Below are 21,599 nucleotides of genomic sequence, written 5' to 3'. Positions count from 1 at the left end.
CGATGACGGAGACGATCTCGTAGCACAATCGAGAATTATCGAGCAATACCTCGTAGCATTGCTTACATGTTGAACCTGGAGCGCCTGCGCACCCTCGGCGCCCTCGCCCGGCACGGATCGGTCAGTGGAGCGGCCCTGGGCCTGCACATCACCACGTCGGCCGTGTCGCAGCAGATGGCGAAGCTGGAGCGGGAGGTGGGCCAGCGGCTCCTCGCCAAGCACGGACGGGGGGTGCGGCTGACGGACGCGGGGCGGCTGCTCGCCGAGCACGCGTCCCGGATCCTGTCCCAGGTCGAGCTGGCCCAGGCCGATCTGGAGGCGCAACGCGGCCAGGTGGCGGGGGAGTTGCGGCTGTCGGCGTTCCCGACCGCGGCGCGTGGGCTGTTCCCGGTCGTGCTCGCCGGGCTGCGCAAGGCGCATCCGGGGCTGCGGCTGCGCTCGTCCGAGCTGGAGCCGGAGCGCGGCATCGCCGGCGTCGTGCGCGGCGATCTCGACCTGGCCGTCGTCCTGGACTGGTACAACAAGCCGATGCCCGTGCCGGACGGCCTGGTCAAGGCGCCCGTCCTCGACGATCCCGCCGACGTCGCGATGCCGGCCGGACACCGGCTCGCCCACCGGGACGAGGTGGACCTCGCGGAGTTCGCCGAGGACGAGTGGATCACGTGGGGCGAGGGCGAGTTCTGCCACGAGTGGCTGATGTTCACGCTGCGCTCACGGGGCGTCGAGCCGATCGTCGGGCACCGGGCGGCCGAGACCCACACCCAACTCGGTCTGGTGGCGGCCGGACTGGGCGTGTGCATCGCGCCGCTGCTCGGACGTCATCCGGTGCCGGAAGGGGTCGTCACGGTCCCGTTGAAGCAGCGGGTGCGCCGGCATGTGTACGCGGTCTGGCGGGCCGACGCCGACCGCCGCCCGTCCATCCGGGCGGCCGTCGAGGCGCTGGAGGCGGCGGGCCGGGCGCTGGGGCGGCCGGCGGGGGAGACGGCCGACGACACGGCGGGCTGAGGGGCGCGCCGAGGAGGCCGGCCGGGCGGCGGGCTGCGGTGGGTCGTCGGCGTCACGCCCCGCCGAGCTTGCGGAAGTCCCAGGACACGACCTTCTCCGGCTTCAGCCGCACCCAGGCGTGCCGACCGTCGTGCGGCATCGCGTCGAGGCCGAAGTTCTTGCGCGCGAACAGGGTCTCCACCGCGTCGAGTTCGGCGCACAGCTCACCCGTGCGCGGGATCTCGCCGACGAACTCCACGGCGCCGGACAGCTCGACGCCGCGCAGCGTGTCGTACTCCTCGCCCGTGTCGATCACGATCGCGACCCGGGGATCGCGGCGCAGATCGGTCCAGCGCTTGCTGCGCACCACCGAGTACAGCCAGAGCGCGTTCCCGTCCCAGAGGAACCACAGGGCGCTGACGTGCGGGGCGCCGTCGGTGGACACGGTCGCGACCCGGCAGGTGCGCTGGACGGTGAGGAACGCGTCCAGCTCGCCCGAGGTCATCATGATTTTCCGGCCCCGACGCTGAGTGACGGTCATGCGGCCCCCTCATTCTTCTCTTGTGTCGTCCTGTGCCGATTTTCTGATACCCCGTCAGAAAATGATGGGTCTTCTTCCTTCTCCGCGCAATGGCGGTTAGTGTCGCCCGCCCCACACCGACGTCAGGGGGAGCCCATGCCGTCGCACCGAGAGCTCGACGCCCTTCTCGACCTCGCCGGCACCGTCCTGATCACGGTGGAATGCCAGCAGGGCGTCGTCGGCACGGCCGCCGCACTCCCGCAACTCGCCCATGAGGCAAGGGAGTCGGGGGCCCTGGTCAACATCGCCCGGCTGGTGGCGGCCGCCCACGCGCACCGCGTCCAGGTCGTGCACGCCGTGGCCGAGCGCCGGCCCGACGGCCGGGGCGCCAACCGCAACGCCCGGCTGTTCCGCGCGGCCGAACGACTCCCCGTCCAGCAGCTCGCCGGAACCGACGCGACCCGCGTCGCACCGCCGATCGAGGTCGCCGAGCAGGACCTCGTCGTCCGGCGGCTGCACGGGCTGTCGCCCGTCCAGGGCACCGACGTCGACGCCCTGCTGCGCAACCTCGGCTGCCGCACCCTGATCGTGACCGGGGTGTCGGCCAACGTCGCGATCCCCAACACCGTCTTCGACGCGGTCAACCGGGGCTACACGGTCGTCGTGCCGTCGGACGCCGTCGCGGGGGTGCCCGCCGACTACGCGTCCGCGATGATCCGTCACACCCTCGCGCTGGTCGCCACGGTCGCGACCACCGACGAGGTGCTCGGCAGCCTCCGGCGGACCGCCCCGGCGGAAGCGGAGGTCAGGCCAGAGTGATCGAGTCTCCGCTGACCTTGATCGGCACCTCGGGCAGGGGCTTGCGCGCGGGACCGCTCTTCACGCTGCCGTCCGCGATCGAGAAGTTGCTGTTGTGGCAGGGGCAGTTGATCACGCCGTCGCTGATGGACTTCACCGCACAGCCCGCGTGGGTGCACACCGCGGAGAACGCCTTGTACGTGCCGGCCGTCGGCTGGGTGACGACCACCTTCTCCGCGCCGAAGACCTTGCCGCCGCCCTCGGGTATGTCGGCCGTCCTGCTGAGCGCCGCGCCCGCCGCCGCGTTGTCCCCGCCGCCCGTGCCGCCCGTGCTCGCCGCGGGCGTGCCTGCGGTGGATCCGGTGGAACCCGCGGCGCCGGCCGGCGAGGACGAGCTCGACGAGTCGTCGTCGGACCCTCCGCACGCGGTCAGCGCGACGGAGAGCCCCGCGGCTCCGGCGGCAGCCACGACGGTACGGCGGGCGGGCCCCGACGTTGACTTGATCGATGCGCTGGTCATGCTGGGGGGTTCCCTTCCAGGGGGGGTGTGTGGATCTGCCGTGAGGTACGAGCCGGGGGCGCGGCTTGTTCAGCGCCCCCGCCGAGTTCGGACAGTGCCGAGATGGTGACTGGTTCGACATGAGCACGGCGTAAGCCGCAGCTGTCGCCGAGCTGTCGGCCGCGCATCGCCGCAGGCCCAGTAACCTGGGGCGATGCTCAAGGAAGTCACAGCGACCCGTTATGTCACGCCCCTGCGTGAGGGCGGATCCCTGCCGGGACTGGTCGAGGCGGACGACCTCGGCCTGTACGTCCTGAAGTTCACCGGCGCCGGACAGGGCCGCAAGACGCTCGTCGCGGAGGTGGTCTGCGGCGAGCTGGCCCGCCGGCTCGGCCTGCGGGTGCCCCGTCTGGCGGCCGTGCAGCTCGACGTCCTGCTGGGACTCGGCGAACCCGACGTCCAGGTACAGGAGTTGCTGAAGGCGAGCGGCGGGACCAACCTCGGCATGGACTTCCTCTCCGGCGCCCTCGGCTTCGACCCGCTCGCCTTCCCGGTGAGTCCGGAGGAGGCCGGCCGCGTCGTCTGGTTCGACGCGCTGGTGAACAACGTCGACCGCTCCTGGCGCAACCCCAACCTCCTGATGCACCACGGCGACCTGTGGCTCGTCGACCACGGCGCCACCATGATCTGGCAGCACAACTGGCCCACCGCCGAGACCTCGGCGGCCCGCCCCTACGACGCCTCCGACCACGTCCTCGCCCCCTTCGGGCCGGACGTCGCGGCCGCGGCGGCGGAGCTGGCCCCGCTGGTCACCGCCGACCTGCTCGCCGAGGTCACCGCCGAGATCCCCGACGTCTGGCTGGCGGACGAACCGGGCTTCGACGCTCCGGACACGCTCCGCCAGGCCTACGCGGCGCCCCTCCTGTCGCGCGCCGCCGTCATCCACGACCGCATCAAGGGGACCGAGTGAACGACCGCCACATCATCAGGCCGGGTCAGGGCGGCGACCGGGACGTCTTCGAGTACGCGCTGCTGCGCGTCGTCCCGCGCGTCGAGCGCGGCGAGTGCATCAACGCGGGCGTGCTGGTCTACTGCCGCGGCCAGGACTACGTCGGCGCCCGCACCCACCTCGACGAGGCGAAGCTGCTGGCGCTGGACCCGGAGGCGGACGTGGCGGGGGTGCGGGCCGCCCTGCGGGCCGTCGAGGGAGTGTGCGCGGGCGGCGCCTTGGCCGGTCAGGCGGCGCGCGACGACGCCGGACGGCGCTTTCGGTGGCTGATCGCGCCCCGCTCGACGATCGTCCAGCCCGGCCCCGTGCACACCGGACTCACCGCTGATCCGGCGGGCGAGGCGGACCGGCTGCTCCAGCTGCTGGTGAGGTAATGGATCACACCGGCGACGTATGGCGTTGACACCGGGTGCCAGGGCTTCTAGCGTCACGTCTGCCGAAGGTACTAAGCGGTCGCTCACCAGTCGGGCGCACCAGCGACCCGGGCGGAACAGCGCCTCCCGGGCGCATCAGGCTTTCTCAAGGGCGAGGAGAACCAGCAATGTCCACCACTGAGCAGCGGGTCGCCGTAGTCACGGGCGCGGCGCGGGGCATCGGAGCGGCCACCGCCGTACGACTGGCGGCCGAGGGCCGTGCGGTCGCGGTCGTCGACCTCGACGAGGCCGCCTGCAAGGACACCGTCGAGAAGATCACCGCGGCCGGCGGCAGGGCCGTCGCCATCGGCGCCGACGTCTCCGACGAGACCCAGGTCGAGGCGGCGATCGCCCGGATCGTCGAGGAGCTCGGCGCGCCGACGATCCTCGTCAACAACGCCGGCGTGCTCCGCGACAACCTGCTGTTCAAGATGAGCGCCGCCGACTGGGACACCGTCCTGAACGTGCACCTGCGCGGCTCGTTCCTCATGACCAAGGCCGTCCAGAAGCACATGGTCGACGCCGGCTTCGGCCGCGTCGTCAACCTGTCCTCCTCCTCGGCGCTCGGCAACCGTGGCCAGGCCAACTACTCGGCCGCCAAGGCCGGTCTGCAGGGCTTCACCAAGACCCTGGCCATCGAGCTCGGCAAGTTCGGCATCACCGCCAACGCCGTCGCCCCCGGCTTCATCGCCACCGACATGACCGCCGCCACCGCGGCCCGGGTCGGCATGGGCTTCGAGGAGTTCAAGGCGGCGGCCGCCACCCAGATCCCGGTCGCGCGCGTCGGCGAGCCCGACGACATCGCCAACGCGATCGCCTTCTTCACGAACGAGGCCGCCGGCTTTGTCTCCGGCCAGGTGCTGTACGTCGCCGGCGGACCGCTCGACTAACCGCTGCCAAGGACCCTGGGGATCACGAACATGACTGAACTGCCCGAACTCTCCGGCAAGGTCGCCCTCGTCACGGGCGCCAGCCGGGGCATCGGCTACGGCGTCGCCGAGGCGCTCGTCGCCCGCGGCGACCGCGTCTGCATCACCGGCCGGGGCGAGGACGCCCTCAAGGAGGCCGTCGAGCAGCTCGGCGCCGACCGGGTCATCGGCGTCGCCGGCAAGGCGCACGACGAGAAGCACCAGGCCGCCGCCGTGGCGCGCACGATGGAGGCCTTCGGCCGCGTCGACTTCCTGGTCAACAACGCCGGCACGAACCCGGTGTTCGGGCCGATCGCCGACCTGGACCTGAACGTCGCCCGCAAGGTCTTCGAGACCAACGTGGTCTCCGCGCTCGGCTTCGCGCAGCGGACCTGGCACGCCTGGCAGAAGGAGAACGGCGGCGCGATCGTCAACATCGCCTCCGTCGCCGGCCTGTCGGCCTCGCCCTTCATCGGCGCGTACGGCATCAGCAAGGCCGCGATGATCAACCTCACCGTGCAGCTGGCGCACGAGTACGCGCCGCGCGTGCGGGTCAACGCGATCGCCCCGGCCGTGGTGAAGACCAAGTTCGCCCAGGCCCTGTACGAGGGCCGGGAGGAGGAAGCGGCGGCGGCCTACCCCCTGGCCCGGCTGGGCGTGCCCTCCGACATCGGCGGCACGGCCGCGTTCCTGACCTCGGAGCAGTCGGACTGGATCACCGGCCAGACGCTCGTCGTCGACGGCGGCATCTTCCTCAACGCGGGCGTGGGCTGAGCCCCTCCCGGACCGTACCCCGGCCCGGGACGCACCGCGACGACCGCGTTCACGGGCGCCGTTTCTCCGACGGAAACGGCGCCCGTGTCGTCGTATACCGGGACATACGCGCCTCGAGTACGGGGATGACAACGTCGTCATACCGAGAGTGATCAAGAACGCTGTACAGGCGCGGGTTCAGGCCGCGTGGCGCTGCGGTATGGTCTGCCAACCCTTGGCATGGCAGATCGAGGAGCGTGCACGTGTTCAACCGGAACCGATCCTTGCAGCAGATGGCGGCGATCGTGTCCATATCCCTGGTGGCCGGGTGCAGCCTCCTGGGGGAGGAGAGCTCCGACGGTGCCGGGCCGATCGTCGTGGGTACCACCAGTGCTCCCAGCACGCTGGACCCCGCGGCCGCCTGGGACGGCTCCTGGGAGCTGTTCCGCAACATCTACCAGACGCTGCTTAGCTACCCGAACGGCACGACGGCCCCGCAGCCGGACGCCGCCGAGTCCTGCGAGTTCACGGACAGCACCAGTCGCGTCTACAAGTGCGAACTGCGCAGCGGGCTCAAGTTCTCCAACGGCGACAACCTGGACGCGCGGGCCGTGAAGTACTCGATCGACCGGATCCGGGCGATCAACGCCCCCACCGGCCCCAACGGACTGCTCGGCAGCCTGGACAGCGTCGAGGCGAAGGGCGACCGCGAGATCCTCTTCCGGCTCAACAAGGCCGACGCCACCTTCCCGTTCGTGCTCGCCACCCCCGGCATGTCGGTCGTCGACCCCGACGACTACCCCGCGAAGTCCCTGCGCAAGGACGACGGCATCGTCGGCTCCGGGCCCTACCGGCTGCAGTCCTACGAAGAGGGCAAGCAGTCCGTGCTCGTGCGCAACGACAGCTACAAGGGCCTCGCCGAGCGCAAGAACGACGCGGTGACCATCCGCTACTTCCAGGACTCCAGCGCCATGGTCAAGGCCCTGCGCGCCAAGGACATCGACATCACCTACCAGGGCCTGGCCTCGGACGACATCGTCGACCTGGAGGGCAAGGGCGCCGCCAACGAGGGCCTGCAGCTCGTCGAGGGCGCGGCCACCAACATCAACTACCTGGTCTTCAACCCCAAGGACTCCTGGTCGGACAAGCTGCCCGTGCGCCGGGCCGTGGCCCAGGTCATCGACCGGGCCGCGATCGCCCACAAGGTGTACAAGGACACGGTCGACCCCCTGTACTCCATGGTCCCGACCGGGCTGACCGGCCACACCACCGGGTTCTTCGACTCCTTCGGCGACCCCGACACCGCCAAGGCCCGCAGGATCCTCACCGAGGGCGGCATCACCGGGACCGTGCCGCTCACCCTCTGGTACACCACCGACCGCTACGGCTCCGACACCGCGCTGGAGTTCAAGGAGATCAAGCGCCAGCTGGAGGCGTCCGGCCTGTTCTCGGTCACGCTGAAGAGCCGCCCCTGGAACTCCTACGTGGTCGGCTACCAGAACGGCGAGTACCCGGTGTTCGGGCGCGGCTGGGCCCCCGACTTCCCGGACCCCGACAACTTCGTCGCCCCCTTCGTGGGCGAGCAGAACGCGCTCGGCACGCCCTACCCGGCGAAGAAGATCACGCAGGTGCTGCTGCCCCACTCCCGCCAGCAGAGCGACCGCGCCGAGGTGGCGCAGGACTTCGAGGAGGCCCAGCAGATCCTCGTCCGGGACGCCCGGCTGCTGCCGCTGTGGCAGGGCAAGCAGTACATCGCCTCGTCCGAGGACGTCTCGGGCGGAGAACGCTCCCTGGACCCGTCGACGATCATGATGGTGTGGGAGCTCTCGCGGAAGACCAGCTGGTAGCTCGCGCAAGACCAGCCGGCAGACGGGGGGACCGGCCCCGGTACGGTCCCGGACACGGTCCGCGGGACGGGTTGTCAGTGGTCGCCTGTAGGTTCTGGAGTCTGAAGCGACCGCACGACGAAGGACGTTGACGTGACCGACATCGCCATGCTGCCCGAGTCCTGGCGCGGGGTTCTGGGCGACGAACTGCAGCAGCCCTACTTCAAGGAGCTGACGGAGTTCGTCGAGGAGGAGCGGGCGAGGGGCCCGGTCTACCCTCCGCGCGAGGAGGTGTTCGCCGCGCTCGACGCGACGCCGTACGACCGGGTGAAGGTGCTGATCCTCGGACAGGACCCCTACCACGGCGAAGGTCAGGGGCACGGCCTGTGCTTCTCGGTGCGGCCCGGGGTGAAGATCCCGCCGTCCCTGCGCAACATCTACAAGGAGATGCACGCCGAGCTGGGCACGCCGATCCCGGACAACGGCTACCTGATGCCGTGGGCGCAGCAGGGAGTCCTGCTGCTCAACGCGGTCCTCACGGTCCGATCCGGCGAGGCGAACTCGCACAAGGGCAAGGGCTGGGAGAAGTTCACCGACGCGGTGATCCGCGCGGTGGCCGACCGCCCCGACCCGGCGGTCTTCGTGCTGTGGGGCAACTACGCGCAGAAGAAGCTGCCGCTGATCGACGAGACGCGGCACATCGTGGTCAAGGGCGCGCACCCCTCGCCGCTCTCGGCGAAGAAGTTCTTCGGCTCGCGCCCCTTCACCCAGATCGACGCGGCGGTGGCGCAGCAGGGCCACGAGCCGATCGACTGGACCGTCCCGAACCTGGTCTGACCCGGCCCGAACCTCGTCCGTCCCGTCCCGTCCCGGCCCGGACCGCCCCGGTCGCGCCCTGCCGCCGGGCCGGTCCCCGCGGGGACCGGCCCGGTGCCGCCTGCCCGTGATCGCCCGCGCCTGCGGTTAGCGTCGTCGCAACGACGCAAGGAGGCCGAGGGTGGCGGACCGACAGGGGCGGACGACGCCGGACACCCTGCTGACGCGGATCGGGCAGGTCGTGATGCTGCACCACGGAGGAGACCGCGAGGAGGCCCGCCGCCGGCTCCTCGACCTGTGGACGGAGATCGGCGAGGAGGGCGACCCGCTGCACCGCTGCACCCTCGCCCACTATCTCGCCGACACCCATGACGACCCCTCGGACGAACTGGCGTGGGATCTGCGGGCGCTGACGGCGGCGCAGGAGCACGACGGCTCGGCGGGGGAGCGGCGGCGGCCGGGCGAGGAGCCTCAGGGGGCCGCCCAGGACCAGGGGTCGCCCGAGGCGAGGGCGCTCTACCCGTCCCTCCACCTCAACCTGGCGGCGGACTACGTGAAACTCGGCCGCGCCGACGCCGCCCGCACCCATGTGCGCCGGGCCCGCAGGGCGGCCGCCGCACTGGGCGACGACAGCTACGGGGACGGGGTGCGGGCGGCGATCAGCAGGATGGAGCTGCGGCTCGGGGAGGGGGAGTGGGGACGGGGGCGATGAGAGCGGGCGGCGACGGGCCGGCGTCCGATGCGGCCCGGATGGCGATCAGCGTCCGTAGGCCCGTTCGCAGATCTCCGCCTCCGAGCTGTCCCGCTGCCACCCGCCGTACTTCCTGCCCAGGGCGCACACGTCGGCGGTGCCGCGCACCGCGTGCTCCACGTCCCGGAGGTCCACGCGCGGCTGTGCGCGCCGCCGCGGCTGCGGGTGGGGCGGCCGGGCCTGCGGCGTCGCACCGGACGACGGCGGCTGCCCGGCCGACGGCTCCTCGGCCGCCCGCCGCCGCTGCGCCGCCTTCTGCCGCTCCCGCTTCCGGGACGGCTCGGCCATCTCCAGCGCCTCCTGGACCGGCGCCTGCACGATCTGCGCCGTGGCCCGCCCGTCGGGCCGCGGCACGGACGGCTCGGCGGGCGCCGCGGCCGGACCGGGCACGGGCGGACGATGGACGGTCACGCAGCCGGACAGGGCCGAGAGGGCCACGGTGACCAGGAGCGTCGCGGTAGTCGTCGTTCGATGCACCCGCGCCACTCTGGCGGTTTCGGCCGCCCGCGCAACAGCGCACGAGCGGAGGTTGCCCCGCACGGGTTGATCCCGTACTCCTCAAGGGGGGCGCGAGCCCGCCCGCGCTGACGCCACTCCGAACGCGGGCCCCGCCGCGCGCGCCCCGGCGCGCCCTTGAGGGTCCTCGACGCCTGCGGTCGCTGTCCTCGGTCAGTCCCCGGTGACGCCGTCGATCCGTTCGCGGATGAGGTCGGCGTGGCCGTTGTGGCGGGCGTACTCCTCGATCATGTGGGTGTAGATCCAGCGCAGGCTGAACGGCTGGTCGGTGAACCTGCTGCGGCCGCGCGAGAGGTCGTCCAGGGCGAAGTCGGCCGCGCAGCGCCGGGCGGCCTCGATCTCGGCCTGCCACGTGGCGTGCGACCGGGCCCAGGTGTCCGCCTCGGTGAGGTGGAACTCGCCGTCCGGGTCCGCGTCGCTGTAATGCAGTGGCCCGGCGCCGTCGTCCACGAGCACCCTGCGGAACCAGCTGCGCTCTACGTCCGCCATGTGCCTCACCAGTCCCATCAGGGACAGTTCGGACGGCGGCACCGAGGCGGTGCGCAGCTGGGCGTCGGTGAGGCCTTCGCACTTCTGCGCCAGGGTCTGCCGGTGGTAGTCCAGCCAGCCTTCCAGCATCGTGCGTTCGTCGGCGTTCAGGGCGGGTCCGGTGCGCGGTGTGGTCATCTCCGCATGGTGTCCTGTGAAGGCCCCGCTCACCACGGATTTTCCGCCGACGGGTCACGCGGACCACCGCCCGCGGCCCGGTCCGGGCGGGGCCGTATGCTGCGGGACAGGCAGGCAAGCAGTGAGGGAGCGCCCGTGAAGGTCGGCTGCATCGGACTCGGCGACATCGCGCAGAAGGCGTATCTGCCCGTGCTGGGCGCGCTGCCCGGGATCGAGCTCCACCTGCAGACGCGCACCCCGGCCACCCTCGACCGGGTCGCCGACGCCCTTCGGCTGCCCCGCGAACAACGCCACCGCGACCTCGACGCACTCCTCGCCGCCGGTGTGGACGCGGCCTTCGTGCACGCCCCCACCGGCGTCCACCCCGAGATCGTCACCCGGCTGCTGGAGGCGGGCGTCCCGACGTACGTGGACAAGCCCCTCGCCTACGAGCTCGCCGACTCCGAGCGGCTGGTGACGCTCGCTGAGGCCCGGAACACGACCCTCGCCGTGGGCTTCAACCGGCGTCTGGCGCCCGGCTACGCGCAGTGCGCCGACCATCCGCGCGAGCTGATCCTCCTGCAGAAGAACCGGGTCGGGCTGCCCGAGGAACCGCGCACGATGATCCTCGACGACTTCATCCACGTCGTCGACACGCTGCGCTTCCTGGCACCCGGCCAGGTGGACGACGTGACCGTCCGCGCCCGCGTCGCGGACGGTCTGCTGCACCACGTGGTCCTCCAGCTCGCCGGCGACGGGTTCACCGCCCTCGGTGTGATGAACCGGCTCAGCGGTTCGAACGAGGAGATCCTGGAGGTGTCCGGGCAGGACACCAAGCGCCAGGTGATCAACCTGGCCGAGGTCGTCGACCACAAGGGGCAGCCGACGGTGCGGCGGCGCGGAGACTGGGTGCCGGTGGCCCGGCAGCGCGGCATCGAGCAGGCGGTGCTCGCCTTCCTCGACGCCGTGCGCGCGGGAAAGGTGCTCAGCGCCCGGGACGCGCTGGCGACTCACGAACTGTGCGAGCGGGTGGTCCGAGCGGTGCTGGAGCGGTCCGCCGCAGCCTGACCGCCCGCCCGCCCTCGGTGAGCCCGAACGCCACGAGCACCAGCAGGGCCCCGTGGACGGCCCAGTCGCCGTAGCGGACGTACGGGGTGACGCCGTCGGCCAGCGGCACGTCGTAGACGGCGGCCGTGCTCGCGTCCGGGCCCAGCCACGAGCCCAGCCGTCGGCCGCTCGCGTCGTACACGGCGGAATCGCCGGTCAGCGTGGCGTGGACGAAGGGCCGGCCGGTCTCCGCGGCGCGCAGGGCCCCCAGCGAGGCGTGCTGCGCGGGCGCCCAGCTGCGCTGGAACGACGACGTCGACGACTGACCGACCAGCAAGGCCGCACCGTCCTCGACGAGATGCCGGCTCATGTCCGGGAACGCCGTCTCGAAGCACACCATCGGCCCGAACCGCACACCGTGACCGGCGTCCATCAGGACCTGTTCCGTGCCGCGCCGCCGGTCCTCGCCGGCCGCCCGGCCCACCGAGGTGGCCCAGCCGAGCAGCGAACGGGCCGGTATGTACTCGCCGAACGGCACCAGCCGCATCTTGTCGTACCGGTCGCCGGTCGGGCCGCCCGCGCCCACGAGAATCGAGCTCTTGTAGATGCCGGGCCGGTCGGAGCGGCGGGCGTCGACGTTGACGAGGATGTCCGCGCCGGTCGCCCGGACCAGCTCGGCGATGCGCCTGGCCAGATCGGGACGCTCGGCGAGGTCGTATCCGACGCTGCTCTCGCCCCAGACGACCAGATCGACGTCCTGCCCGACCAGGCGGCGGGTCAGCTCCTCCTCGCGGTCGAAGCGCAGGTCGGGTCCGTCGATCACGCCCGGCTGGACGACGGCGACGCGGGTCTCCCCGTCGGCGTCGGGACGCGGCGCCCACGCCCACGCGGCCGAAGCGGTGGCGGCGGTGGCGACCAGCCCGGCCACGGCCGGCGCCCGGGAGGCGGGGAGCGCGACCAGGACGGCGGCGGCCACGTTGACCGCCACCACCAGGAAGCTCAGCAGCCACACCCCGCCGACGGAGGCGAGCCGCAGCGCGGGCCCCACCTGCCACTGGCTGGCCCCCAGTACGCCCCACGGCCCGCCCAGCCCCTGCCATGAGCGGACGAGCTCGACGGCCAGCCAGGCCGAGGGCAGGACCAGCAGCGCGGCGAGGACCCGCCTGCGGGTGGGAGCCTCGGCCTCGGCGAGGAACCGGCGCACCAGCCACGCCCACGGCGCCCACAGTCCGCCGAGCAGCGCGGCCAGCACGAGGGTGAACACGTGCAGGTCCGGCAGCAGCCAGTGGTGCATGGCCAGCATGAAGCCGAACCCGCCGCCCCAGCCGTCGTACGCGGCCCGCCGCCCCGTGGGCGCGGAACGGGCCAGCAGGATCCAGGGGACGAGCGCCACGTAGGCCCACCACCACAGGGCGGGCGCCGGGAACGCGAGCACGGGCAGCGCGCCCGCGAGAGCCGCGACGGTCGTACGCCGCCAGGGGGAGGTGAGCCAGTGTCCGCATCTCTTCATACGACACCTCCCTACCCGGGTCGGGTCGCTTCAGTGTGCGCGCCGCGGACGATGTCCGACAGGGTGTGTTCTCCGTCCGGCTTCGAGCGGTGTCCGCGTCGGCCGCGGGACGCGGCCGGCCGGGAGCACTCCGCCCGTCGGCCGGCCGCCGTCAGCCGGGCAGCCGCCGCCACTTCTCCCGCACCACCACCTCGCGCACCCGCCAGCCGTCCGGCGTCCGCAGCAGGCCGAAGGAGTACCGGCCGCCGCAGACGAAGTCGGGCGCCTCGGCCGGGCCGCCGTCCCGCTCGCCGACGAGCCGCATGGGGTTGACGTAGTCGGCCTGCACCTGCGCGGTGTCGCCCGTGTCCTGATCCAGGACCCCGAACCGCACCCGGCGGTTGACGATGAGGTGCTGCCGCATCGCGAACGACCGCATGGTGTCCGCGAGCCAGGAGGCGACGCTCACCGCCTCGCCCTCGATGCCGCCGGCGGACCGGTAGTCCGCGCGCCCGTCGGCCGTGAACAGTTGCCGGTACGCCGTCCAGTCCCCGTCGTCCACCGCCACGGCGTAGTCGGTGATCAGTCCGTCGACGGCCAGCCGGTCCATCACGGCGGCGAGCTCCACACGCTGCGTCATGGCCCGAGTGTTGGGCATGGCGGGTGCACAGCCAAGCTCTTTGCGGCGATCGGCGACCCGGGCGGGGAAAAGGGGCGCGGTTCATCGGCCGGACGGGCGGTCGGGACCCTCGTGCTGCCGCCGTTCGGTCCCCGGCGGAGCGGGCCGGACCGGCGATCGCCCGAGGTGGGCGGCGATGGTCCGCGCGCACGCCAGTGCCTCGGTGCGCGCGGTGTCCACCTCCAGGTCGTAGACGACTCCCTCGTGCACCGCGTGCGCCTGCGCGGCCGCCATCCCCGGGGTCCGGTCACCGCGGGCGGTCTCCCGGGCCGCCGCGACCGCTTCCTCGCACCGGACGCCGACCCACAGCACGGGGAGCCCGTGCAGCGCCTCGCGCCACCGCTGCTGGGAGGCCGCTCCGCCCAGGAACACGTCGTCGACGACGATCCGCGCGCCGGCCCGGGCCATCGCGGCGACGCCCTGCGCCCAGGCCGCGTCCAGCGCCCGGAACTCCTGGCCGACGCTCACGCCGCCGTCCGCCGGGAAGGCGATCCCCGCGTCGGATCCCCGCATCCTCGCGGGCAGGGCGTCGACGAACGAGTCGACCCCGAGGGCCAGCCAGGAGTCCGGCAGGACCGCCTGCAGGCATCGCACGATCCCGGACTTCCCCGAACTCGAACCACCGTTGAGAACGATCACCTGAACAGTCATCGCGCCACGCTAGGGCGACTTCCGTGCGGCGGGAAACGGATTTCGACGCCTCGGCGCCGGCATCAGGCTGCCGCGACCACCTCGCCGCGGATCGCCGCGGCCCACTCCACCACCAGCAGTTCGTACTCGGCGCGCTCCTGGGCCGACAGCGACCCGCCCGCGCGCAGCCAGAGGGCGCGGATCCGCTCGTTCAACTCGGCAGCGGACCGCACGGAACCAGAGGCGACTGAGTGGGGGGACATGCGCCAAGCGTAGGCGCAAGCACTGACACTGCGCTACCGGACGGCTACGCGCGAGGCTATGGGGTTGGTCACGGTTGATCGATCAGCCGGCCGGTCAACTGCGCGTCGGCGAAGACGTGTTGGGTTCGACCGGACCGGATCCGTCGCCGGGCGGGCGGCCGTGGGGGCGTCGCCGCAGCGGGCTCAGCCGGCCTACTCCGCCGCATGCGGGCTCAGCCGGCCGACTCCGCCGCGTGCGGGCTCAGCGCGCCCGTCGTGACCAGGGCGATGATCACGATGCCGAGGACGACGCGGTAGTAGACGAACGGCATGAAGGACTTGGTGCTGATGAACTTCATGAACCAGGCGATGACGGCGTAGCCCGACGCGAAGGCGATCACCGTCGCGAACAGCGTGGGCCCCCACGCCACATGACCGCCCTCCAGGGCGTCCTTCGTCTCGAAGACCCCGGAGGCCAGCACGGCCGGGATGGCCAACAGGAACGAGTAACGGGCCGCGGCCTCGCGCTTGTAGCCCATGAACAGACCGCCGCTGATGGTCGCGCCGGAGCGCGAGACACCGGGGATGAGCGCGCAGGCCTGGCAGAGGCCGAAGACGAGGCCGTCCTTGACGCCCAGGTTCTCCAGCGTCTTGCGCTGCTTGGGCGCGCGGTGCTTGCCGCCCGTCTCGTCACGGGCCGCGAGCCGGTCGGCGACGCCGATCACGACGCCGACGACGACGAGCATCGTGGCCGTGATGCGCAGGTCCCGGAAGGGGCCCTCGATCTGGTCCTTCAGGGTCACGCCCAGCAGCCCGATCGGGATCGAGCCGACGATCACCAGCCAGCCCATCTGGGCGTCGTGGTCCTTGCGCATCGTCTTGTCGAACAGCGACCGGCTCCATGCCGCGATGATCCGCCCGATGTCCTTGCGGAAGTAGATCAGCACCGCCGCCTCCGTGCCGATCTGGGTGATCGCCGTGAAGGCCGCGCCGGGGTCCTTCCAGCCGGAGAACGCCGCGGTCAGCCGCAGATGCGCGCTGGAGGACACGGGGAGGAACTCGGTCAGCCCCTGGACGAGTCCGAGGACGAGGGATTCAAACCAAGACATGGGGTTACGGAGTCCAAGTGCCGATCGGAGAAGGGCGCGACGGCGACGGCGGGCGGCCGCGCCCAATGATCAAGGGTGTGCAAAGAAAGGGTAGCGGTCTCGTGTGTCAGGTCCAGCACAGGGGTTTTGCGGACGGCGGCACGCGCGCGGTCCCGAGCCGCGCGGCAGGGCGTTCGGACGCTTGCCCGGCCGTGGTCCCGAGCCGCGCGCGGGCGCGTCCTGATGACCGACAGGAGGCGTCGCGGAGCCGCACGCCGGGGTGTCCGGACGGTTGACCGGCCGCCCGGCCGCCGCATACGTTGCTGCCGACGGGAAAGCGCTTGCTGTGCACAGGTACCGCACCCGTGCCGTGTGCCTCCCGCCCGCTTGCCGGATCCGCCCGGTCCACGGCCGTTCGTCGGAGGAGTGCTGATCACGCCCATGTCCCCCACCACTCCGCCGCCCGGTCCGCTCGGCGGCCGCCGGATCCGGGCCGCCGTCGTCGGCGCGGGCGCCATCGCCCGCGGCTCCCATCTGCCCGCGCTCCAGCAGCTCGCCGGCGAGGGCGAGACCGAGGTCGTGGCGGCCGTTGACATCGATGCCAACGCCGTCCGGGCGTTCTGCGCGGAAGGCGGCGTGCCGCACGCCTACACCGACCTGGACCGGATGCTGGCGGAGCAGCGCCCCGACCTGGTGACCGTCTGCACCCCGCCCACGCTGCACCGCGAGCAGAGTGTGGCCGCGCTGCGGGCCGGCGCCTGGGTGTGGTGCGAGAAGCCGCCCGTGCCGACCCTGGCCGACTACGACGCCGTGGCGGCCGAGGAGGGGACGCCGAACGGCCCCTTCTCCTCGATCGTCTTCCAGCACCGCTTCGGGTCGGGAGCCCGGCACGTACGCCGGCTGCTCGCCGAGCAGGCCCTCGGCCGGCCGCTCGTCGCCCACTGCCAGACCACCTGGTACCGCGACACCGCCTACTACGCCGTGCCCTGGCGCGGTCGCTGGCGGACCGAGGGCGGCGGCCCGGCGATGGGCCACGGCATCCACCAGATGGACCTGCTGCTCGACCTGCTCGGTCCGTGGAGCGAGGTGCGCGCCATGGCCGGCCGGCTCGTGCACGACGTGGAGACGGAGGACGTGTCCACGGCGCTGCTGCGCTTCGAGAGCGGCGCCCTGGCCACGGTCGTCAACAGCGTCCTGAGCCCCGACGAGGTCAGCCGCATCCGCGTCGACTGCGAGCGCGCCACCGTCGAGCTCACCCATCTCTACGGCCATTCCAACGCCGACTGGCGGCTCACCCCCGCGCCGGACGTCCCGGGCGACGAGGCGGCCGGCTGGCGCGACTTCGGCGCGGACGTGCCCAGTTCGCACCTGGCCCAGCTGCGCGAGCTGGTCGCCTGCATGCGCGCGGGCCGGCGACCGCGCAGCAGCGGCGCGGACGGACGCACCAGCCTGGAGCTGATCACCGCGCTGTACAAGTCGGCGTTCACGGACACGACGGTGCGGCGGGGCGAGATCGGTCCCGGCGACCCCTACTACACGGTCCTGCACGGCGGCGCCCCGGGCTGGGCGCCGGCGACGGCGTCCGTGGAGGTGCCCGCATGACCGCGGAGCTGCGTCTGGTGCACGCCCACGGCGACCGCGTCACGGTGACCGACCCGGCCACCGGCGTCGAACTGCTCGCCTACGTCTACCGGCCCGAGGCGGCCTGGGAGGCGCCCAAGCCGTACATCCACCCGCTGCGGACCCTCGCCGGGGACGTCGTCACCGACTACCGCCCCAACGACCACCGCTGGCACAAGGGGCTGTCGCTCACCGCCTCGCACCTCTCCGGCGCCAACCTGTGGGGCGGCAACTCGTACGTCCACGGCGAGGGTTACCTGGAACTGCCCGAGCGGGTCGGCTCGATGGCGCACGCCGGCTTCGACGAGATCGCGGCGGACGGGGGCCGCGCCGTCATCGCCGAACGGCTGACCTGGCATCCGGCCGACGGCGAGCTGTGGGCGCAGGAGGCGCGCCGCATCGAGGTGCACGACGTCGAGCCCGACTCCGGTTCCTGGGCGCTGACCTGGACCAGCGCCGTCACCAACCGCCGTGACGAGCCGCTGCGCTTCGGCAGTCCGACCACCTCCGGCCGGGAGATGGCCGGCTACACGGGCCTGTTCTGGCGGGGCCCGCGCGCCTTCCGGGACGGCCGGATCATCGGCCCGGACGGCGAGGGGCCCGGGCTGATGGCCTCGCAGAGCCCGTGGCTCGCCCTCGGCGGAGAGCACGACGGCGCCGACGGTCACGCCACCGTCGTCTTCGAGCACGCTCCCGGGAACGACCACGCCGGCGCGCGGGGGGCCCACCCCGCCCACTGGTTCGTCCGCAACGAGCCCTTCGCGGGCATCGCCCCGTCCTGGGCCTTCTTCGACGAACTGGAGCTGGCGCCGGGCGACACGCTGACCCGCCGCTACCGGGTGGTGGTGGCCGACGGCGCGTGGGAGCGCGAGAAGATCGCCGAGTACCTGCGCACGCACCCGTGGTGAGCACGTACGACGGACTGCCCGGCGGGGTCGCCGTCTCGCACCTGTGCGTCTACGACTGGCCCGCCGCCGACGGTCTGCGCGGTGGAACCCCCCATGTGCACCTGGCCTGTTCGGAGGGGTACGTCGTCACCCACGGACGCGGGGCGGTGCAGACCCTCACGGTCTCCGGCCACCGGGTGACGCCCCTGAGGCCCGGCACCGTCGCCTGGTTCACGCCGGGCACGATCCACCGGCTGGTCGACGAGGACGGTCTGCGCATCACCGTCCTGATGCAGAACGGCGGGCTGCCCGAGGCGGGCGACGCGGTGCTCACGCTGCCGCCGGAGCACCTCGCCGACCCCGTGACGTACGCCGCCGCGACCGCGATCCCCGCCGACGCCCCGCGCGAGGAGCAGGCCCGTATCGCCCGCGCCCGGCGCGACCTCGCGCTGGAGGGCTATCTGGCGCTGCGCGAGGCACCGGACCCCGGGGCGGCCCTGGCCGCCTTCCACCGGGCCGCCGCCGCGCTCGTCCGGCCCCGGCTCGCCGAGTGGCGTGAGCGCTGGACGCACGGGGCGCGGGCGGCCGCGGAGGCCACGGGGGACCAGCTCGACCGGCTCGCGGAGGGGGACGTCTCCCACCTCGCCGAGGCCGTCGTGCGGGCCGAGGAACCGTCCGCGCGCGGGAGGTTCGGCATGTGCGGGCGGTTGGACGTGTACGCGTGAACCTGGGCCCGGTTCATCATCGTCGGCCGGGTCGGTCGTCGTAGTTCCGGCGAAATCTCTGCGGCCCGTGCCGTCGGCTGATCCAATCGACCGATGTCGAGAGCGGGGAGTCAGCACGTGCGTATCAGGGTGACGGCGGCGGCGCTGTGCACGGCGGTTCTGGTGGCCGGGTGCAGCGGCGGGGGCGGTTCGGGAGAGAAGGACTCCGGCGCCGCGGCCGCGGGGGCGGGCTCCGTGCCGGGTTCGGCTCCGGCCGCGGGACGCAAGGGTCCCTCACAACCGCTCGGAGCGGCTCAGCTGGAGTCCGTGGCGCTGACGGCCGGCGACGTGGACGGCTACCAGATCACCGACTACCCCGTGAAGCCCCACGGCGACTCGACCGCGCGGCCCGCGGCGTGCCAGCCGTTGGAGAACATGCGCACGGCCGTTCCCGATCCGGCGCCCCGGGCGTTCCAGGGACGCCTCGCCTTCTCGGGCTCCGGCCCCGGGGCCGGAGCGGCCACCACCATCGGCCTCATGGCCTATGACCGGTCCGACGCCGAGGGCGTCCTCGACGGTCTGCGCACTGCCCTGAAGAAGTGCACGGCCTACGAGGGCGGGGTGCCCGCCCGCACCACCGCCGCGGCCGCCACCGCGCCGGACGCGGGCGACGAGGCCGTCGCCTTCGCACTGCACACCGAGCGCGACAGCCCGGACGCGTTCGTGGTCGTGCGCAGCGGCGCCACGGTGGTCCTGTTCTGCACGGCGAGCGGCACGGGCGCGCCCGCGGAGGTCCCCGGGGCCCTGGTCTCGGCGCAGATCCGGAAACTGGAGGCGTGAGGGCGCAGCGACGCTAGGCGACCGAAGGGCCCGCCACCGTCCACCCCGGCGTCTGCGGATGGGCGCTCACGTCGTCGTGACCCACCGGGTCGCCGCACGACGAGCAGGTGACCACCGGGACCAGCTCGTTGCCGCAGACGTGCTCGAGCACCATCGGGCGGTCGTCTCCCTGGCGGAGGTGGCGGTCGCCCCACGCCATGAGCGTCATCAGCAGCGGCTCCAGTTCGAGCCCCGCCCGCGTGGGCCGGTACTCGAAGCGCTGCGGGCGGTCGCTGTAGGCGGTCCTGGTCAGGATGCCGGCGTCGACGAGTCGGCGCAGCCGGGTGGTCAGCACGTCGCGCGGGGCGCCGATGTTGCGCACCAGCTGGTCGAAGCGGCCGTTGCCCAGGCACACCTCCCTCAGGACGAGCAGGGAGTACTTCTCGCCGACGACGGCGAGGGCGTCCGCGATCGAGCAGGGGCGCGGATTCTTGGGGGCGGCCATGACGCCAGTCTAGGGGACGGTTGGAAAAGCGAACCCGGGTCAGTTGGTGTTCCAAACTCGCCGGGCTATGGTGGGTCCGGATTTCCTACTCACCGGTAGTCGACGCGGCCGTCCCGTCCGTCCCGGCCGCTCCGGCCCGCCCCGTCCGTGCTCGTCGCACGTCGCTCGTCATGGAGGCCCGCACATGCGTGACGCAGTCATCGTCGAAGCCGTACGCACTCCCATCGGCAGGGGCAAGCCCAACGGCTCCCTCGCCCACGTCCACCCGGTGGAGCTCCTCGCGCACACCCTGCGCACCCTCGTCGAGCGCTCCGGCGTCGAGCCCGCGCTGATCGACGACGTGATCGGCGGGGCCGTCGACCAGGTCGGCGAGCAGGCCATGAACACCACCCGTTACGCGCTGCTCTCGGCGGGCTTCCCGGAGACCGTCCCCGCGACCACCGTCGACCGGCAGTGCGGCTCCTCCCAGCAGGCGGTGCACTTCGCGGCCCAGGGCGTGATGTCCGGCGCGTACGACCTCGTCGTGGCCTGCGGCGTCGAGTCGATGAGCAGGGTGCCGATGTGGTCCAACGTGCCGCCCGGCACGGACCCGTTCGGGCCGGGCGTCGCCGAGCGCTACCCCGAAGGCCTCGTCCCGCAGGGAGTCAGCTCCGAGCTCATCGCCGCCAAGTGGTCCCTCACCCGGGAGGAGATGGACGCCTTCGCCGTCTCCTCGCACCGCAAGGCCGCCGCCGCGTGGGAGCAGGGGCTCTTCGACGCCGAGGTCGCCCCGCTGGACGGCGTCTCGCGCGACGAGTGCGTACGGCCCGGCAGCACCCCCGAGATCCTCGCCGGTCTCAAGCCCGCTTACTACGACCCGGCCTTCGCCGAGCGCTTCCCGCAGATCGAGTGGAACGTCACCGCGGGCAACTCCAGCCCCGTCAACGACGGCGCGTCCGCCGTTCTGATCACCTCCGGTGAGAACGCGGCCCGCCTCGGTCTGCGCCCGCTCGCCCGGCTGCACAGCTTCGCCGTCACCGGCTCGGACCCGCTGCTGATGCTGACCGGCGTCGTCCCGGCGACCGAGAAGGTGCTGCGCAGGGCGGGTCTGCGGCTCGACGACATCGACCTCTTCGAGGTCAACGAGGCCTTCGCCAGCGTCGTTCTGGCCTGGCGGCAGGAGACCGGGGCGGACCTCGCCAAGGTCAACGTGCACGGCGGCGCGATCGCGCTCGGACACCCCCTCGGCGCGAGCGGCACCCGGCTCACGACGACGCTGGTCCACGCGATGCGGGCCCGCGGCGCCCGCTACGCCCTGCAGACCATGTGCGAGGCCGGCGGGCTCGCCAACGCGATGGTGCTCGAGTCCGTGTAGCGGCGGGCCGCCGCGGCCCCGGCGTCCGGCCCCCGCTTCCGCCCCTCCTCCGTCCCGGCCCGAGGGCCCTCAGCTCCTGACGGGCCGGAGGAGGGGC

At 72.7% G+C, this 21,599-nt stretch carries 25 protein-coding genes; 15 read left to right on the top strand and 10 right to left on the bottom strand.

Going from position 1 to position 21,599, the window contains the following annotated elements:
• Window positions 1-66 precede the first annotated feature (66 nt).
• On the top strand, window positions 67-1,005 hold the full coding sequence (locus Sri02f_RS11235) for a LysR family transcriptional regulator (RefSeq protein ID WP_109000943.1): 939 nt from the start codon (window positions 67-69) through the stop codon (window positions 1,003-1,005).
• A 52-nt stretch (window positions 1,006-1,057) separates the two neighbouring features.
• Here the strand turns inward: Sri02f_RS11235 and Sri02f_RS11230 are convergent, their stop codons facing one another.
• Window positions 1,058-1,525 carry a pyridoxamine 5'-phosphate oxidase family protein gene (locus Sri02f_RS11230; RefSeq protein WP_109000942.1) on the bottom strand — a complete coding sequence of 156 codons (468 nt, stop codon included), beginning with the start codon at window positions 1,523-1,525 and terminating at the stop codon, window positions 1,058-1,060.
• A 135-nt stretch (window positions 1,526-1,660) separates the two neighbouring features.
• On the opposite strand from Sri02f_RS11230, the gene Sri02f_RS11225 reads away from it, so the two are divergent.
• Window positions 1,661-2,323 (top strand): cysteine hydrolase family protein, encoded by a 663-nt coding sequence (locus tag Sri02f_RS11225; RefSeq protein ID WP_109000941.1) that lies wholly within the window; start codon window positions 1,661-1,663, stop codon window positions 2,321-2,323.
• On the opposite strand, the gene Sri02f_RS11220 is transcribed toward Sri02f_RS11225, so the two are convergent.
• Window positions 2,310-2,822 (bottom strand): Rieske (2Fe-2S) protein, encoded by a 513-nt coding sequence (locus tag Sri02f_RS11220; protein WP_109000940.1) that lies wholly within the window; start codon window positions 2,820-2,822, stop codon window positions 2,310-2,312. The genes Sri02f_RS11225 and Sri02f_RS11220 overlap by 14 nt on opposite strands.
• 193 nt (window positions 2,823-3,015) lie before the next feature.
• Between Sri02f_RS11220 and Sri02f_RS11215 the strand changes: the two genes are divergently transcribed.
• From Sri02f_RS11215 to Sri02f_RS11185, 7 genes are all read left to right on the top strand, one after another.
• Window positions 3,016-3,771 (top strand): HipA family kinase, encoded by a 756-nt coding sequence (locus Sri02f_RS11215; RefSeq protein ID WP_109000939.1) that lies wholly within the window; start codon window positions 3,016-3,018, stop codon window positions 3,769-3,771.
• On the top strand, window positions 3,768-4,184 hold the full coding sequence (locus tag Sri02f_RS11210; RefSeq protein ID WP_109000938.1) for a DUF3037 domain-containing protein: 417 nt from the start codon (window positions 3,768-3,770) through the stop codon (window positions 4,182-4,184). Before Sri02f_RS11215 ends, Sri02f_RS11210 begins: the two co-directional genes overlap by 4 nt.
• 167 nt (window positions 4,185-4,351) lie before the next feature.
• A complete protein-coding gene (gene fabG, locus Sri02f_RS11205; RefSeq protein ID WP_109000937.1) occupies window positions 4,352-5,113 on the top strand; it encodes a 3-oxoacyl-ACP reductase FabG in 762 nt (253 codons plus the stop codon).
• A 30-nt stretch (window positions 5,114-5,143) separates the two neighbouring features.
• A complete protein-coding gene (locus Sri02f_RS11200) occupies window positions 5,144-5,905 on the top strand; it encodes an SDR family oxidoreductase (protein WP_109000936.1) in 762 nt (253 codons plus the stop codon).
• Window positions 5,906-6,147: 242 nt separating this feature from the next.
• Window positions 6,148-7,731, top strand: a complete 1,584-nt coding sequence (locus Sri02f_RS11195) for an ABC transporter substrate-binding protein (protein WP_109000935.1) — start codon at window positions 6,148-6,150, stop codon at window positions 7,729-7,731.
• 132 nt (window positions 7,732-7,863) lie between these two features.
• On the top strand, window positions 7,864-8,547 hold the full coding sequence (gene ung, locus Sri02f_RS11190; RefSeq protein ID WP_109000934.1) for a uracil-DNA glycosylase: 684 nt from the start codon (window positions 7,864-7,866) through the stop codon (window positions 8,545-8,547).
• 160 nt (window positions 8,548-8,707) lie between these two features.
• Window positions 8,708-9,238, top strand: a complete 531-nt coding sequence (locus Sri02f_RS11185; RefSeq protein WP_109000933.1) for a hypothetical protein — start codon at window positions 8,708-8,710, stop codon at window positions 9,236-9,238.
• Window positions 9,239-9,283: 45 nt separating this feature from the next.
• Here the strand turns inward: Sri02f_RS11185 and Sri02f_RS11180 are convergent, their stop codons facing one another.
• Window positions 9,284-9,754, bottom strand: a complete 471-nt coding sequence (locus Sri02f_RS11180) for a hypothetical protein (protein WP_245970590.1) — start codon at window positions 9,752-9,754, stop codon at window positions 9,284-9,286.
• Between the two features lie 192 nt (window positions 9,755-9,946).
• The gene (locus Sri02f_RS11175; RefSeq protein ID WP_109000931.1) at window positions 9,947-10,459 is read right to left on the bottom strand and encodes a DinB family protein; all 513 of its coding nucleotides are present in this window, start codon (window positions 10,457-10,459) and stop codon (window positions 9,947-9,949) included.
• Between the two features lie 135 nt (window positions 10,460-10,594).
• Between Sri02f_RS11175 and Sri02f_RS11170 the strand changes: the two genes are divergently transcribed.
• On the top strand, window positions 10,595-11,506 hold the full coding sequence (locus Sri02f_RS11170; protein ID WP_109000930.1) for a Gfo/Idh/MocA family protein: 912 nt from the start codon (window positions 10,595-10,597) through the stop codon (window positions 11,504-11,506).
• Here the strand turns inward: Sri02f_RS11170 and lnt are convergent.
• The 5 genes from lnt to Sri02f_RS11145 all read right to left on the bottom strand — a co-directional run bounded on the left by lnt (window position 11,424) and on the right by Sri02f_RS11145 (window position 15,634).
• Window positions 11,424-12,995: an apolipoprotein N-acyltransferase gene (lnt, locus tag Sri02f_RS11165; protein WP_109000929.1), complete on the bottom strand. Its 1,572-nt coding sequence runs from the start codon at window positions 12,993-12,995 to the stop codon at window positions 11,424-11,426. The two genes, Sri02f_RS11170 and lnt, sit on opposite strands and share 83 nt — an antisense overlap.
• A gap of 151 nt (window positions 12,996-13,146) precedes the next feature.
• Window positions 13,147-13,614: a nuclear transport factor 2 family protein gene (locus Sri02f_RS11160; protein ID WP_109001036.1), complete on the bottom strand. Its 468-nt coding sequence runs from the start codon at window positions 13,612-13,614 to the stop codon at window positions 13,147-13,149.
• 81 nt (window positions 13,615-13,695) lie between these two features.
• Complete coding sequence (gene cpt, locus Sri02f_RS11155; RefSeq protein WP_174855623.1) at window positions 13,696-14,304, bottom strand: chloramphenicol phosphotransferase CPT; 609 nt, start codon at window positions 14,302-14,304, stop codon at window positions 13,696-13,698.
• A gap of 62 nt (window positions 14,305-14,366) precedes the next feature.
• Window positions 14,367-14,546 (bottom strand): hypothetical protein, encoded by a 180-nt coding sequence (locus Sri02f_RS11150; protein WP_109000927.1) that lies wholly within the window; start codon window positions 14,544-14,546, stop codon window positions 14,367-14,369.
• A gap of 212 nt (window positions 14,547-14,758) precedes the next feature.
• Window positions 14,759-15,634 (bottom strand): undecaprenyl-diphosphate phosphatase, encoded by an 876-nt coding sequence (locus tag Sri02f_RS11145; protein ID WP_109000926.1) that lies wholly within the window; start codon window positions 15,632-15,634, stop codon window positions 14,759-14,761.
• Window positions 15,635-16,054: 420 nt separating this feature from the next.
• Here Sri02f_RS11145 and Sri02f_RS11140 point away from each other — a divergent pair, with 420 nt between their 5' ends.
• From Sri02f_RS11140 to Sri02f_RS11125, 4 genes are all read left to right on the top strand, one after another.
• A complete protein-coding gene (locus Sri02f_RS11140) occupies window positions 16,055-17,215 on the top strand; it encodes a Gfo/Idh/MocA family protein (RefSeq protein WP_109000925.1) in 1,161 nt (386 codons plus the stop codon).
• Window positions 17,212-18,141, top strand: a complete 930-nt coding sequence (locus Sri02f_RS11135; RefSeq protein ID WP_109000924.1) for a DUF6807 domain-containing protein — start codon at window positions 17,212-17,214, stop codon at window positions 18,139-18,141. The genes Sri02f_RS11140 and Sri02f_RS11135 overlap by 4 nt, the downstream gene beginning before the upstream one ends.
• Window positions 18,135-18,845 carry a cupin gene (locus Sri02f_RS11130; RefSeq protein ID WP_109000923.1) on the top strand — a complete coding sequence of 237 codons (711 nt, stop codon included), beginning with the start codon at window positions 18,135-18,137 and terminating at the stop codon, window positions 18,843-18,845. Before Sri02f_RS11135 ends, Sri02f_RS11130 begins: the two co-directional genes overlap by 7 nt.
• 117 nt (window positions 18,846-18,962) lie before the next feature.
• Entirely contained in the window at window positions 18,963-19,664 is a 702-nt protein-coding gene (locus Sri02f_RS11125) for a hypothetical protein (RefSeq protein WP_109000922.1), read from the top strand.
• A gap of 13 nt (window positions 19,665-19,677) precedes the next feature.
• Here the strand turns inward: Sri02f_RS11125 and Sri02f_RS11120 are convergent, their stop codons facing one another.
• Complete coding sequence (locus Sri02f_RS11120; RefSeq protein WP_109000921.1) at window positions 19,678-20,148, bottom strand: winged helix-turn-helix transcriptional regulator; 471 nt, start codon at window positions 20,146-20,148, stop codon at window positions 19,678-19,680.
• A 184-nt stretch (window positions 20,149-20,332) separates the two neighbouring features.
• On the opposite strand from Sri02f_RS11120, the gene Sri02f_RS11115 reads away from it, so the two are divergent.
• Window positions 20,333-21,502: a thiolase family protein gene (locus tag Sri02f_RS11115; RefSeq protein WP_109000920.1), complete on the top strand. Its 1,170-nt coding sequence runs from the start codon at window positions 20,333-20,335 to the stop codon at window positions 21,500-21,502.
• Window positions 21,503-21,599 lie beyond the last annotated feature (97 nt).

It is taken from the genome of Streptomyces rishiriensis, assembly GCF_003112535.1.
Taxonomy (GTDB): domain Bacteria; phylum Actinomycetota; class Actinomycetes; order Streptomycetales; family Streptomycetaceae; genus Streptomyces; species Streptomyces rishiriensis.
This window is presented reverse-complemented; position numbering and strand designations above follow the sequence as displayed.